Origin of the sequence: Trinickia fusca (assembly GCF_003628145.1) — a bacterium.
GTDB lineage: Bacteria > Pseudomonadota > Gammaproteobacteria > Burkholderiales > Burkholderiaceae > Trinickia > Trinickia fusca.
In genome coordinates, this window is sequence record NZ_RBZV01000012.1 from 76,482 (window position 1) to 90,345 (window position 13,864).

The 13,864-nt window shown below is 63.0% G+C and carries 16 protein-coding genes; 7 read left to right on the forward strand and 9 right to left on the reverse strand.

From position 1 onward, the window contains the following. Positions 1-20: 20 nt before the first annotated feature. From sctS to D7S89_RS22065, 6 genes are all read left to right on the forward strand, one after another. A complete protein-coding gene (gene sctS, locus D7S89_RS22040; protein WP_121280993.1) occupies positions 21-284 on the forward strand; it encodes a type III secretion system export apparatus subunit SctS in 264 nt (87 codons plus the stop codon). Then, on the forward strand, positions 281-1,375 hold the full coding sequence (locus D7S89_RS22045; RefSeq protein ID WP_121280994.1) for a hypothetical protein: 1,095 nt from the start codon (positions 281-283) through the stop codon (positions 1,373-1,375). Before sctS ends, D7S89_RS22045 begins: the two co-directional genes overlap by 4 nt. A 120-nt stretch (positions 1,376-1,495) precedes the next feature. Then, positions 1,496-2,557 carry a type III secretion system protein gene (locus tag D7S89_RS22050; protein ID WP_147426733.1) on the forward strand — a complete coding sequence of 354 codons (1,062 nt, stop codon included), beginning with the start codon at positions 1,496-1,498 and terminating at the stop codon, positions 2,555-2,557. An 87-nt stretch (positions 2,558-2,644) separates the two neighbouring features. Then, on the forward strand, positions 2,645-2,905 hold the full coding sequence (locus D7S89_RS22055; RefSeq protein WP_121280996.1) for a type III secretion protein: 261 nt from the start codon (positions 2,645-2,647) through the stop codon (positions 2,903-2,905). Between the two features lie 93 nt (positions 2,906-2,998). Further along, complete coding sequence (locus D7S89_RS22060; RefSeq protein WP_121280997.1) at positions 2,999-3,178, forward strand: hypothetical protein; 180 nt, start codon at positions 2,999-3,001, stop codon at positions 3,176-3,178. A 145-nt stretch (positions 3,179-3,323) separates the two neighbouring features. Further along, a complete protein-coding gene (locus tag D7S89_RS22065; protein ID WP_121280998.1) occupies positions 3,324-3,779 on the forward strand; it encodes a type III secretion system chaperone family protein in 456 nt (151 codons plus the stop codon). A gap of 47 nt (positions 3,780-3,826) precedes the next feature. On the opposite strand, the gene D7S89_RS22070 is transcribed toward D7S89_RS22065, so the two are convergent. From D7S89_RS22070 to kdpF, 7 genes are all read right to left on the reverse strand, one after another. Continuing rightward, entirely contained in the window at positions 3,827-5,800 is a 1,974-nt protein-coding gene (locus D7S89_RS22070) for an APC family permease (protein WP_121280999.1), read from the reverse strand. 213 nt (positions 5,801-6,013) lie between these two features. Continuing rightward, a complete protein-coding gene (locus D7S89_RS22075; protein ID WP_121281000.1) occupies positions 6,014-6,664 on the reverse strand; it encodes a lytic transglycosylase domain-containing protein in 651 nt (216 codons plus the stop codon). Positions 6,665-6,784: 120 nt separating this feature from the next. Continuing rightward, a complete protein-coding gene (locus D7S89_RS22080) occupies positions 6,785-7,528 on the reverse strand; it encodes a response regulator (protein WP_121281001.1) in 744 nt (247 codons plus the stop codon). Positions 7,529-7,532: 4 nt separating this feature from the next. Beyond that, positions 7,533-8,114, reverse strand: coding sequence for a potassium-transporting ATPase subunit KdpC (gene kdpC / locus D7S89_RS22085; RefSeq protein ID WP_121281068.1), 582 nt, complete (start codon positions 8,112-8,114; stop codon positions 7,533-7,535). Positions 8,115-8,175: 61 nt separating this feature from the next. Next, entirely contained in the window at positions 8,176-10,326 is a 2,151-nt protein-coding gene (kdpB, locus tag D7S89_RS22090) for a potassium-transporting ATPase subunit KdpB (protein WP_183085311.1), read from the reverse strand. 14 nt (positions 10,327-10,340) lie between these two features. Then, positions 10,341-12,149 carry a potassium-transporting ATPase subunit KdpA gene (gene kdpA / locus D7S89_RS22095; RefSeq protein WP_121281002.1) on the reverse strand — a complete coding sequence of 603 codons (1,809 nt, stop codon included), beginning with the start codon at positions 12,147-12,149 and terminating at the stop codon, positions 10,341-10,343. Continuing rightward, on the reverse strand, positions 12,146-12,241 hold the full coding sequence (gene kdpF, locus D7S89_RS22100) for a K(+)-transporting ATPase subunit F (protein ID WP_121281003.1): 96 nt from the start codon (positions 12,239-12,241) through the stop codon (positions 12,146-12,148). The genes kdpA and kdpF overlap by 4 nt, the downstream gene beginning before the upstream one ends. A 356-nt stretch (positions 12,242-12,597) precedes the next feature. On the opposite strand from kdpF, the gene D7S89_RS22105 reads away from it, so the two are divergent. Beyond that, positions 12,598-12,822 carry a hypothetical protein gene (locus D7S89_RS22105; RefSeq protein WP_121281004.1) on the forward strand — a complete coding sequence of 75 codons (225 nt, stop codon included), beginning with the start codon at positions 12,598-12,600 and terminating at the stop codon, positions 12,820-12,822. Between the two features lie 84 nt (positions 12,823-12,906). Here the strand turns inward: D7S89_RS22105 and D7S89_RS22110 are convergent, their stop codons facing one another. Together D7S89_RS22110 and D7S89_RS22115 are read right to left on the reverse strand one after the other, a co-directional pair. Continuing rightward, positions 12,907-13,278: a DUF6697 family protein gene (locus tag D7S89_RS22110; RefSeq protein ID WP_121281005.1), complete on the reverse strand. Its 372-nt coding sequence runs from the start codon at positions 13,276-13,278 to the stop codon at positions 12,907-12,909. Positions 13,279-13,361: 83 nt separating this feature from the next. Beyond that, complete coding sequence (locus D7S89_RS22115; RefSeq protein WP_121281006.1) at positions 13,362-13,595, reverse strand: hypothetical protein; 234 nt, start codon at positions 13,593-13,595, stop codon at positions 13,362-13,364. Between the last annotated feature and the right edge of the window lie 269 nt (positions 13,596-13,864).

A 13,864-nucleotide genomic window follows, 5' to 3' on the forward strand; every position in this document is an offset into this window, starting at 1 on the left:
CCGATGAGGAAAAGCTTGCTATGGAAGTCGAAAATCTGATCCGCCTCGCGATGCAGGCGATGATGCTGTGCCTGTACGTCTCGCTGCCGATCGTGCTGATCGCCGCGATCACCGGGCTTCTGATCTCGTTCATTCAGGCGATCACGTCGCTGCAGGACCAGACGATCTCCTACGCGATCAAGCTTGTCGTGTCGGTCGCCGCGATCGCGATGCTCGCGCCGTGGGGCGGCTCGGCGATCCTGCATTTTGCCAATGAGCTCGTGCAATTGGCGGTGCCGTCATGAGCGATATCCGCTACGACAGCTTCGCTCAGAGCGACGGCAGCATCGGCGAAGAGCACGAAACCGAGGCCGCGAACGAGCAGCAGAAACAGCAGCAGGTCCAGCAACAGACACAAGCGCAGCACGCCTCGACCGACGCTACGCGGATGAAGCGTCAGCAGATGCTGCGTATGCGTCAGGCTGCGGCACGCCGGCGTGCCGGCTTGCAGTTGAGCGCACGGTTCGCGGCAGCACGTGCCGCCGCCGAGCGCACGCGCGGCTCGCGCGCGCAAAAGCTGCTGAGCCATCTCAAGCCACGCAAGGAGGCCGCGCACGGCGAAGGCAAGGCGCACGGCCAGGGGCAGCCGCACGAGGCGCATTATGGGCAGCACGCGCATGGGCATCAGCATGTCCATGCGCATGCTCACGGTTCACAAGACCCGAATGTGCCGCAACACGGTATTCAACGTCTCGATCGCGACGGCAATCAGAACGGCGGACGTCAGCAACAACAGCAACAGGAAGACGAGCGCCCACCCGTCGTCAAGGTGAAGGTCAGCAATCGTATTTCGCCATCGGCCATTCGCAGCGACATGCGCCAGATCGCCAATTCGCTGGTGGACGAACCGTTGAAGCTCGAGACCGAGACCCGTCTTGCATGGACACGGCGCTGCGTCGATTTCGGCTCAGGACTCGCGCATGACCCATCGACGAAGGTCACGTCCGAAGTACTGGGCAGTTCGCTCGACTTGATCGGCGCGCGTGCCCGCCACCCGATATTGCGCGATGCCACACGGCAAACGGGCCTGCTCGGGGTCAAGCATCAGTTGCAGAGCGTGCTCGATGAGCCTGGTCAGCCGCGCACGTCGCACGGCTCGTTGTCGGAGCGACAGCAAGACCTGAACGTACTACGCCCGCTGCTCGTGCTGAGCTTCGAGCACCCGTCGACGCCGCGGCAACTCCCGCACAAAGCGAATCGTCTCAAGACGCTTCTGCTGACGGTTGGGCCGCGCGGCGCGCAGCCCCCCAAGGCTACGCTGTCCGGCAAAACCGAACCGGCAATGAAGACGACGCCGCGCGACAAGGAACATGACGACGCTTCGCAAAACCATTGAACGTTTCGCATCGGGTCGATAAGTGCAGATGACTCTCGATAGACTGAACAACATTGAGAAAGCGGCATGTCCGCAGTGGCAACTACCCCGCGCGATCAAGCGCGTATCGAGGCAAACGCGATGAAACAGCTCCGCATCCTGACGGGCGCTCACTCCGGTGCGCAGATCCCGCTTGCGCCCGGCGACTATCGCCTGGGCCCCGACGATCAGGCCGATGTCTGCATCACCGATTGGACCGAACAGGGCATTCGCGTCTCGCTCGACGAGACGGGTGTCATACGCTGGACGTTCGAAGGCGACCACGCATCGCAGCACGTCGATACGATGCAAGCCGGCACCGATGCGGATGCCGCGGCTCCAGCAACGGCGGCAGTCGAGTCGACCGTGACGCTCGTGCCCGATCTCGTGCCCGTGCCGTTCGGCGACGTAGTGCTGTGTTTCGGCCCGGACAATGCGCCGTGGCCAGCCGACGTGGACCTGCTGCGCATGCTGTGGATCAAGCCCGAAGCGCAGCAAGTGCGCGCGGCAACGGGCACGCAAAGTCAACGCGCGATCGGCGTAGCGCTAGCGGGCGGCATGATCGCAGCGCTGCTCGTAGCCGGTGCGACGCTGTTCGGTGCTCGGCCACGCGACGCACAGGCGACGACGAACCCCGAGGCGCTTGCGGTCCGCGTCGGTGCCGCGTTGCGCACGGCCGGCCTCAACGACCTGCAAGCCCAGCCGCGTGGCAGCGCGATCGTTGTGGAGGGCATGGTGGGCACGGCTGCCGAGGACGTCGCCGCACGTGGCATCTTCTCGCGCCTCGCGCCTGATCAGAGCCGCATTCTTCGGCAATACGACGTCGGCGAGGACGACCGTCGCAATCTCGAAGACGCGCTCGGTGTCGCTGGCGTGCACGTCAAGTATCGCGGTGCGGGCGTGTTCGAAGTGGACGGCACCGTGCAGTCGATGACGCAATTTCAAGCGGCGCTGGCACGCGTGAAGAGCGATCTCGACACGAACATCCAGCGCGTCGACGTCGCCGTGCACGAAGCGCCGGCGCCGATGGCGAGCGCCGGAGACTACTCGGCACTGATCGCGATCGGCGACGTGCGCTACGTCGAAACGCCCGATGGCGTGAAGCACCTTTACCCTGCCGGCCCGGCCTCGTCGCATCGCGACATGCCGAGCAGGCAGCCTTGAATCGTGCGGCGTCACACCGCACAACACGGCCGAGCGTAACGGTTGGCCGGATATCGAAACGCAGTCGAACCTAGCGAGGTATTCACCATGTACGAAGCTCTTCAACCCGTTGCTGCCGACATGGTCGGCTTCGAAGCGATGCTGAACTCGACGACGAGCCCGGCGCGCGTCACGCGCCTGATGGGCGCGCTCGACGCAACGGCCCAGCGTATGAGCGACGCACTCGGCGCCGCGACGGAAGAGCGCGAACGCAGACACCTGCAGGCGCTGTACCTCGGCTTGCACGCGGCCTCGCGCATCGTGCAGAAGCTCGCCGAGCTCAAGTCTCAACCGGACGACGATCGCTAAGCGGACGAACGTCCCCGTTTTCAGCAGTAAATCAGCAGTTCCAAACCGTAGTCTTTCTCAACCGAAGTACCACTTCTTCACCAGGAGCAAACCATGGCAACAGGTAGCGCAGGCGCCGCAAGCGGCGCAATGAAGTCGAGCATGGGTCAAATGATGCCGATGATGCAGCAGATGGCTAGCATGCAGATGGATATCACGATGATGGAGTCCGTTCTGAACCTGCAGCGCTCGCTGGCGTCGGGGGTCAAGAACGTCTCGACAACCCCCCAGTAATTGCCGCTCATTTTTGCGGGCAGCATCGACGCGGGCCACATCACCATGTGTAGCGCGTCGATGCGCAGCTTGTCGGATCGCCTTTGGGCCGATGAGCCGTGCTCCCGCAACGGGAGCGGGGCACCTTTGACACTGGAAGGGTGGCATGAGTCTCGAACGTTACGTCGCAGTGGTGCGGGAAGTGTGCCTGGTGGTCGGCCTGCCCGATGCCGAGCACGTACTGCAAACGCGAACGCTCGAAGTCGAAGGGTTCGACGTGCGGATGGATCACTTCGAAAACGATCCGCACGCAATGTACGTGAACTTCCATTACGGCACGGTGACGGCCGGCCGCACGCTGACCGTCTTCCGGCTCATGCTGGAAGCCAACCTGCTGATCTATGCACAGGACCAGGCACAGCTCGGGCTCGATTCCGATACCGGCGGCATGGTGCTGATTTTGCGGCTGCCGCTGACGCCCGACGTGAACGGCGACGTCGTGGCCGATCTCTTCACGCACTATGCGGAGCATGGCCGCTACTGGCGGCAAAACGTGATCGACGCCAACGATCAGATGTTCGAGGGGATCGCCTCGGGCGAGTACTACTGGTTGAAGGCATGACATGAACGTGTCGTTTCGTCGCTTTGTCGTTGCCTCGGCACTGCGCCCTACCCGACGTTCATCGGCAGCAACACCATTTGTCTGCCTTGCTGATGCAGGCGAGTCTGGATTTCGGCCGGCGTCTGGTTGTGCAGCCACGCCGTCAACACGTTGACGCGCCGGAAAATCAGCTTGCTTGCAAAGCACACGCTATTGGGAAACTCCTCCATCGTCTCGTCGGCGAGCTTCATGAATTCGCCGATCGGGTGCGTACCGAACGCGACGCGATAATCGGCCGCGATGCCGTGTCGTCGACAATGCGCCACGTAGTACTCGAGCGCCGAGGTAATCGTTGCTTTCAGGCGCTCCAGTTGTTCGGCACCTTCGTAGCTTTGCGCGTCGACTTCACCCACCGCTAGAAAGATCACGTTCTTGAAGTGGTTGGGAAAGAGCCGATTGACCCAGAGCAGCGCATGCATGCTCGCCCCACGATGCCGCCCGACGAGCAAAACGGCCGTCGGCAGTGCCGGATCGGGCTTACCGGGCGCCTCGCTTTCATCGACCATCGGCGGCGGCCCTTCGAACAGTTCGTCCTCCTTGGCGATCAGCAAGCGCGTTTCCCGATAGTGCTGTTTGATCAACAGGCACAGCACGATGACGGCGGTCGTGACGAGCACCGTCAGCCAGCCGCCAGCCGTGAATTTCTCGACTAGCGTGATAACGAGCACTACGCTCGTCACCGACAGGCCCAGCGCCGACAAGGCAAAGTGCCGAGGCCAGCTGCGGTCCTCGCGCCGTCGGCGAAACCAATAGGTGCACAGCCCCAGCAGCGACAGGCTGAACGTCAGAAAGACGTTGATGCTGTACAGGACGACCAGCACCGATACGTCGCCACGCGTCCACAGCAGAATGGCTAGGCTCGCCACGCCCATCACGACGATGCCGTTCTGCCGGACGAGCCGCGTCGACAGATCGCGGAAATGGCGCGGCACCCATGAATCGGATGCCATGTTCGACAGGACGGCCGGCCCATCGAGAAAGCCCGTTTGCGCACCGACGAGCAGCAGCCCCGCTTCGAAAGCCAGCACTGCGGCGAGTAACGCATGGCGTGCAAACGGGGAGCCGAGCCCCAGGTGATCGATGACGCTGCGAAATACCACCGCATTGAGCGTCTCGCCGTCGACCGGCTTCACTTGCCAAAGCATGTACAGCAAGATGATGCCGCCCGCCGTGAACGCGAGCGACGTCGCCATGTACGCCATCGTCCGCTTGCCGTTCCCCACGCGCGGCTCGGCAAGCATATTGACGTTGTTCGATACGGCTTCGAGGCCTGTGTACGTACCGCCGCCCAACGAGAACGCGCGCATCAAGAGCGCAATGACCACGAACGGTGTGGTGGCGCTCGCCATGCCACGGGCCTCGCCGAACGCATCGGGCACGACGGTCGCCACATGATGCCCCTGCACCGCGACGCCATAAGTGATGAGGACCAGATGGAGCACGACGAAGCCGGCGAAGATCGGGAACAACACCAGAATCGATTCACGCATGCCGCGAAAGTTGAGCGTCGTCATCAGCACGATCAGCACCAGCTCGGTCGTGAGCTTGACCGATTGCGCGCCGACCGGCAGCAGACTGAAGAACGCATCCACGCCGCTGGCGAGCGAAGTCGCCACGGTCAAGACGTAATCGACGAGCAATGCCGCGCCGGAAATGAGCCCCAGGCGGGGGCCGAGCAGCGCCGTCGCGACACGATAGCCGCCTCCGCCGGTCGGAAACAGCTCGATCACCTGGTTGTAGCCGAGCGCGATGATGAAGACGGTAGCGGCCGTCGCAAAGGCAAGAAACAGCGCGAGCGGTGCGTGATGCCCGAGCGCGAGAAACGCCTCCTCGGGGCCATAACATGACGACGACAGTCCGTCTGCGCCGAGACCCACCCACGCGAGCAGCGGCGAGACGGCGATCGCATGGCGCGTGCGCGCATCGAGCGGGTCGAGCGGCTTGCCCTTCACCAGCTCCCACATCTTCCTGATCGTCGCCATGATGTTCCCGCAGGTAATCGGCGCACGGCGATCAATTAAGTAGCTGCATTCATACGTCTGCTGTCCGCGCGACGGACGATTGGCGAACGCCCCGGCCAGGCGGCGGGCAATCGTTGCAACAGAGAAATGTAGGTCGGCTCGATCACACTTGCCAGTCGGCGTTACCCGAAACCGGAAGTGCTCGGTGACTTGGAGTCGCGCGGAGCAAGAAGATCATCGATAGCCGATCGAGACCGCCGACGCCGCGGTCTGCACTTGACCGCGCCACACCACGGCGGCGCCGATGCGCCGCATGCGATCGGCCACGCGCAGCGGATACCCTTTGGCGCCACCGCTATAGCGCAGCAATGCATCGTGCATGTCGCCGTTGGCGGCCTGCAGGTACTCGCGCAAAATGGCAGAGCCGATACTGACGTTGGTATCCGCGTCGGTCAGGTCGGTGACGCGCGCGACACGATCCCGATGAGCGGAGGCCATGATCTGCATGAGCCCGCTTGCGCCCGATGGATTGACGGCATGCCGATCGAAATTCGACTCGACGGCGATCACCGCAAGCAGCAGGATCGGCGACACCATATCGCGCTGCGCCGCATTCAGGACCGCATTGGCGATCTTCAGCGACTCGCGCATGCCGATGTGAAATTGAACGTTCAGCGTTTTTGCAATATCCCCGGCCGAGGGTGTCGACTCGGCATTGGATGCCGACGCCGCTATGTCCGGTATCGACGAAGGTACCGATGCCGCGCTCGTGTCTGCACCGTAGCAGCCGCTGCACAGCAAACTTGTGCACACCATCATCGCCTGAATCGAAACACGCGTAGCAAACGAGCGATCGATTTGAATGCGACCGAAGTGATGATTCATGTCGTTCGAAGCTTCCTCGATGGACTGTTCGAGAAGCTACCGGACCGCGCCGCAGGATTTCGAAAAAAATGCAGCAGGCACTGCAAAGATTGTGTAAGTAAACGCACCGCGCGTCGCGGCTCAACTTGGCTCTTTCACCGCCTCCCCCGGCCCCGAACCAAAATCGACGCCCGCCAGCCGATATCCGACTCCGGTTTCCGTCACGATGTATTTGGGCTGCGCCGGGTCCTGCTCGAGCTTAAGGCGTAGATGCGCCATATAGATGCGCAAGTAGTGGAAATTTTCCGCGTGACCAGGGCCCCATACGTCATGCAGCAACTGCCGATGCGTGATCACGCGCCCTGCGTTGTGCGCGAGCACGGTCAGAAGACGGTATTCGACGGGCGTCAGATGGACGGTCTCGCCGTCGCGGACCACGAGCCTCGCTTCGAGATCGATCGATATCCGGCCGAAGCGGATTTGCAGCGCTCCGGCCGGCGCTTGACGATGATGCCTGCGCAGCTGGGCGCGCACGCGGGCCAGCAGTTCGGGCATGCTGAACGGCTTGGTCACGTAATCGTCGGCGCCCGCGTCGAGGGCGGCGATCTTCTCTTCGTCGTGCAATCGTCCCGACAGGACGATGATGGGCATCGTAGAACGGCAGCGGACCTGATGGATGACCTCCAAGCCATCGATGTCCGGCAAGCCGAGATCGACGATCATGAGATCAGGCATCGCGCTCGTGGCTGTGGTCATGCTGATGCCTGGCACCCCGCTGTCGGCCTCGAGTACGCGCATCCCCTCATGCTCGAGCGACATACGCACGAAACGGCGGATAACGCGATCGTCCTCCACCAGCAGAATCTTGACGGCAGGTTTGACCATCGCATCAATGCATCGGCTTCAGTTCGTCGAGCGCGAGATTGAGCGCGAGCACGTTGACACGCGATTCGCCGAATACGCCCCATTGCCGTCCCGACGTATGCTGCGCGATCAACGCCATGACCTGATCGCGTGACAGGCCGCGCGCCTTCGCCACGCGTGCGGCCTGATAGTCGGCCGCAGCCGGGCTGATGTCGGGATCGAGCCCGCTTCCCGAAGACGTCACGAGATCCACGGGCACCGGCGCCGTATTCGACGGATCGGCGTTGTGCAAGACAGTCAGCCGGCCCTTCACTTCGTCGACGAGCGCAGGGTTCGTGGGCCCGAGATTCGAGCCGGACGAATTCTGCGCGTTATACGGGTTCGGCGACGTGGCAGAGAGACGGCCCCAGAAGTAGTACGGCGCATCGAACTGCTGACCGATCAGCGACGAGCCCACGAGCACGCCATGCTTCTCGATCAAACTGCCGTTGGCCTGCGCCGGAAACACCGCCTGACCGATCGCAGTCACGACGAGCGGATAGACGATGCCCGTTATCACCGTCAACGCGACGAACAGCACCAGCACGGGGCGTAGCAGGGTTTTCATGATCGTCATTGTCAATCGAGAGATCTCGTTCTCCGGCGCGAGCGCAACGCGGCTGTCACGCTCAGGCCCAGCCGAACACCGTCAGCACCATATCGATCAGCTTGATGAACGGGAACGGCAGCAGCACGCCACCGAGCCCATAGATCAGCAGATTGCGTCGCAGCAGCATCGCCGCGCCGAGCGGCCGGTAGCGCACGCCTTTGAGCGCAAGCGGAATCAGCGCCACGATGATCAGCGCGTTGAAGATCACCGCCGACAGGATCGCGGAGGAAGGCGACGTCAAGTGCATCACGTCGAGCACGCGCAGTTGCGGATAGGTCGACGCGAATGCAGCCGGAATGATCGCGAAATACTTGGCCACGTCGTTGGCGATCGAGAACGTCGTCAGCGAGCCGCGCGTCATCAGCATCTGCTTGCCGATCTCGACGATCTCGATGAGCTTGGTCGGATTCGAATCGAGGTCGACCATGTTGCCCGCCTCCTTCGCCGCCTGCGTCCCCGTGTTCATCGCCACGGCCACGTCGGCTTGCGCGAGCGCCGGCGCGTCGTTCGTGCCGTCGCCCGTCATCGCCACGAGCCGGCCTTCGGCCTGATGCGCGCGAATCGTCTTCAGCTTGGCCTCGGGCGTGGCTTCGGCCAGGAAGTCGTCCACGCCGGCTTCGGCCGCGATCGCCGCCGCCGTGAGCCGGTTGTCGCCGGTCACCATGACGGTCTTGATGCCCATCTTGCGCAGCTCGGCGAAGCGCTCCTTGATGCCGCCCTTCACGATGTCCTTGAGCTCGATCACGCCCAGGATGCGCGCCCCACGCGTGTCGCCGCTTTCATGACCGCCGGGCTTTTCGCCTACGACCAGCGGCGTGCTGCCGCGTCGGGCGATCTCGGTCACGGCATTGCCAACTTCCGCCGGCAAACGCCCGCCGTGCGACTCGACATACGCTTGCACCGCATCGGCCGCGCCCTTGCGGATCTCGCGATCGGGCAAGTCGACGCCGCTCATGCGCGTCTGTGCCGAGAATGCGAGGAAGGTCGCGTGCAGCGCGCTCATATCGCGCTCACGGATGTTGAAGCGTTGCTTGGCGAGAATCACGATGCTGCGGCCTTCGGGCGTTTCGTCGGCCAGCGAGGACAGTTGCGCCGCGTCGGCGAGCTCCTGTTCCGACACGCCGGGCGCGGGAACGAACTTCGCCGCCTGCCGGTTGCCGAGCGTGATCGTGCCGGTCTTGTCGAGCAACAGCACGTCGACGTCGCCTGCCGCTTCGACCGCGCGGCCCGATGTGGCGATCACGTTGGCCTGCATCATGCGGCTCATGCCGGCCACGCCGATCGCCGACAACAAGCCACCGATCGTCGTCGGAATCAGGCACACGAGCAGCGCGACGAGCGCCGTAATCGTGACGACGTGGCCGGACTTGACCGCCTCGACCGCGAACATCGAGAACGGCAGCAGCGTCGCCGTCGCGAGCAGCAGCACGATCGTCAGTGCCACGAGCAGGATCGTCAGCGCGATCTCGTTGGGCGTCTTCTGACGCTTGGCGCCTTCGACCATCGCAATCATGCGGTCGAGAAACGCTTCGCCGGGATTGGCCGTGACGCGCACGACGATCCAGTCCGAGAGCACACGCGTGCCGCCCGTCACCGACGAGAAGTCGCCGCCCGATTCGCGGATCACCGGTGCCGATTCGCCCGTGATGGCCGATTCGTCGACCGACGCCACGCCTTCGATGACTTCGCCGTCGGCCGGAATCGTGTCGCCCGTCTCGACGAGCACGACGTCACCACGACGCAGATCGGTCGAGGCCATGACGCGGACCGCTGCTTTCGGATGCGGCTCGCCCAGTTTTTTTGCCACGACGTTGTGCTTTGCGCTGCGCAGCGACGCCGCTTGCGCTTTGGAGCGCCCTTCGGCCAACGCTTCTGCGAAGTTCGCGAACAGCACGGTGAACCATAGCCACAATGCGATCGCTAGAATGAAGGCGGCCGGTGCTTCGGCCTGGCCCGCGAGTGCAGCCAACCACAGGATCGTCGTGAGGATGCTGCCGACGTACACGCAAAACATCACGGGGTTGCGCAGCTGGGTACGAGGCGTGAGCTTTCTGAACGAGTCGGCCAACGCGGGCTTGATGAGTGCCGGCTCGAACATCGAGTGCGCCGCGGTACGTGCCTGCCCGAGGTTGTCGGGCCGATGAGAAGGCGTGGAATTAGAATGCGCCATGCTATCCCCCGAATTCAATGTGCCGCGATCATGGCCAAATGCTCGGCGACGGGCCCCAGTGCGAGCGCGGGCACGAACGTCAGCACACCGATGAGCACGACCGCTCCCAGCAGGAGCACGACGAACAACGGGCCATGCGTTGGCAACGTGCCTTCGGTCACTGCAATGCGCTTCTTGGCGGCGAGCGATCCGGCGATCGCCAGCACGGCGACGACAGGCACGAACCGGCCGAGCCACATCGCGATCGCGAGCAGCACGTTATAGAACGGCGTATTCACGGACAGCCCCGCAAACGCGCTGCCATTGTTGTTCGTGGCCGACGTGAAGGCGTAGAGGATCTCCGAGAACCCGTGCGCGCCGGGATTGGCGATGCCCGCCGTGCCGAGCGGCGACAGCACACCGATCGACGTGCCAACCAGCACGATGAGCGGCATGGCCAGCACGGCGATCGCCACCATCTTCATCTCGTACGACTCGATCTTCTTGCCGATGTATTCGGGCGTGCGCCCGATCATGAGGCCCGCGATGAACACCGCGAGCAGCGCGAACACCAGCATGCCGTAGAGGCCCGACCCGACACCGCCGAAGATCACTTCACCGAACTGCATCATCAGGATCGGCACGAAGCCGCCCATCGGCGTCAGCGAATCGTGCATGTTGTTGACGGCGCCGCATGATGCAGAGGTCGTCGCAACGGTGAAGATGCCCGAGTCCGCAATGCCGAAGCGCGTCTCCTTGCCTTCCATGTTCCCGCCGGCCTGTAGCGCGGAGGAGCCCTGATCCACGTGCAACGAAGCGATTAGCGGGTTGCCCGCCTGCTCGTATGAAATCTCGGCCCAGCATGCGAGCGCGAACGCAATCGTCATCGCTGCCAACACCGCATACCCTTGGCGCTGGTCGCCGACCATCCTGCCGAACACGATGCACAGCGCCGCACCGATGCTGAGCATGGCCACCATCTGGATGAAGTTCGTGAGCGGCGTCGGATTTTCGTAGGGATGCGCGGAGTTGGCGTTGAAGAAGCCGCCACCGTTCGTGCCCAGCATCTTGATCGCCTCTTGCGACGCAAGCGGCCCCATCGCGATGGTCTGCTTGTCGGCCTTCACGTCCTGCAGGATGGGGTTGCCTTTCGCATCCTTGAGCGGATTGCCTTGTGCGTCGGTCTTCGGCGCTTGATAAGTCGTCGTTTGCAGGGTCGGCACGTCCGCGTAGTGGCGGAAATTCTGGATCGCTCCCTGCCCGATGAACAGCAGCGACAGCGCTAGCGAGATCGGGATCAGGATGTACAGCGTCGTGCGCGTGAGGTCCACCCAGAAGTTGCCGATCGAGTTCGCCGTGTGACGAGCCAGGCCACGGATCAGCGCGACGGCGACGGCAATGCCCGTCGCCGCCGACAAGAAGTTCTGCACGGCAAGTGCTGCCATTTGCGTCAGGTAGCTGACCGTCGTCTCCGGCGTATAGTCCTGCCAGTTCGTGTTGGTCGTGAAGCTGATTGCCGTATTCAGCGCCGCATCGGTCGTCATCGGCCCCAGGCCAAGCGGATTGGCCGGCAGCCATTGCTGCAAGCGCAGCACGCCGTAGACGGCGAGCGCGCCCACGGCGTTGAACAGCAGCACCGCATACGCGTATTGCTTCCACGACATCTCCGCCAGTTCGTCGACGCCGGCGAGCCGGTACAGCAGGTGTTCGAGCGGCCGCCCGATCTTTCGGACGACGACGGAAGAACCGTCCAGCACCGCGGTCATGTAACGGCCGAGCAGGACGGCAACCACGAGCAATACGACGATGAACAGTGCCGTATGCAACAGGTCGTTCGCGTTCATTCGAGCTCCTCGGCGCGAATGAGCGCGTAGACGAGGTAGACGAATAGAAGCAGCGTCGACGCGCTAGCGAGCCAGATCATCCAGGTGCTCATGGCCGGCCTCCCGGCTGACGACTGCGCAGCTTTTCGCAGCCCAAGACAAGCGCGACGCATAACCCGAACAGGACGGCTATGCCGGCAATCGAGACCAGGTCCATGTCAGGCCCCCACGAGCGGGATCGCTCCACTTAAAAATCTAGGTGAAGCGATATAAGCGGCCTGGCAAAACAATGACCCGGTAGGTAAAAAATCCGTAAACGGAGTGGGTAGAGTCGGGGCGACTCGTGCTTTGCTTGTGAGCCCCCCGGTCCTGCGCTTTTATGCTTGGTTAACAAGCCGGGATGCAATCTATACGCACAACCGCACACGGGTCGCAGGACAATCTCCCGGCACATTTCGGGAGGTTCGACATGCTTGGTCTGACGTTCTGGAAGCAAACGCTCGGTATCGAACACATCGGGCGCGATACAAGTCTCGCGGTCGTGGATCGCCGTCGAGTGCTGCGCCGCCGGTTCGGCGCGCTGCTCGTCATCGCAGCCATCTTTGCTGCCGTTGCCGTGGCGCTCGGCTCGCCCGTCGTAGGGCTGACCGTCTATCTCGCGGCGACAGTGCCGCTCATCTTCTTCTCTTCTTGATACGACGACGGGCAGGCGCCGTGCTAGCGCCTGCCCGTCGTTTCTCTTGCGTGCCGGCATCGCACATTGCGATGCCGGGCACGATCAACAGCGCAGAAGCTTGATCACGCGCGCAATCTGTCCGGTCGTGAAGCTGCTGTTGCTCGCGTACTGCGCGCAGTCGACCGGCGTCGTCAACGATTCGCTGACCTTGAATTGACCGACGTACTCGAACTGATCGACCTCCTGCTTGATGAACACCGGGATCGCATCGGTCTGCCGCGACAACGTGTTACCCGCCGCACGGGACGCCGCGCCACCGTTGCAGAGGACCACATCGGGGGCTTGCGGATTGAGGTCGCGACGCAGACAGGCCGCCACGACCTTGCCATTCTTGGTCGGCAGAAACGCTTGCTTGTTGCCGCCACAGACGGTGTGGATATATTCGCGCGTATACGACTTGCCGAGTTCAAACATGAAGCGGCTCCATAGAATAGTGCAGCATGTAGCTGCGGGAACGAAGATCTCGATACATGGCGCGTTGCACGCGCCGCGACAGCTCAGGCCGCGCCCAATGCGTGCAGCACGGCGTTGCCTTGCTCGGTCATCACGAACTGGAACCTGTGCGGCTCGCATTCGACGAGACTGGCAAGGCCTGCGTCCTTGAGTGCCATCACATCGGAGTCGGCCAGCGCGACGTCGATAGGCGCATGGCACAACAACAAGAGCGCCGCCATCTCGTGCGCGCTCAAGCGCAGCGTGCTGAAGGCGGCGCGGTGTCTCAGTTCAGTCATCGACAGCCTCCTGGGTGGAAGTGAAAACGTGCTCGCGCGAGGCAATACGTCGCCGGCACGCATGCAAACGTGTGACGATCGAGCATGCGTTGCGCGAGTTGGCGCAAGCAAACACGGACGCGCAAGCGCGTGCGAATGCGCCGCATGGAAAACGCGTCTGCTTTTGCTTGCGTTCTTGGAAAAGTAAGAGAGGCGCACCGCGTGCCATGTGGCATGGCAGGACGGCGGCTCAAAGATGCGAAGCGTGGACGTCCCGCCGCTCAGGCAGC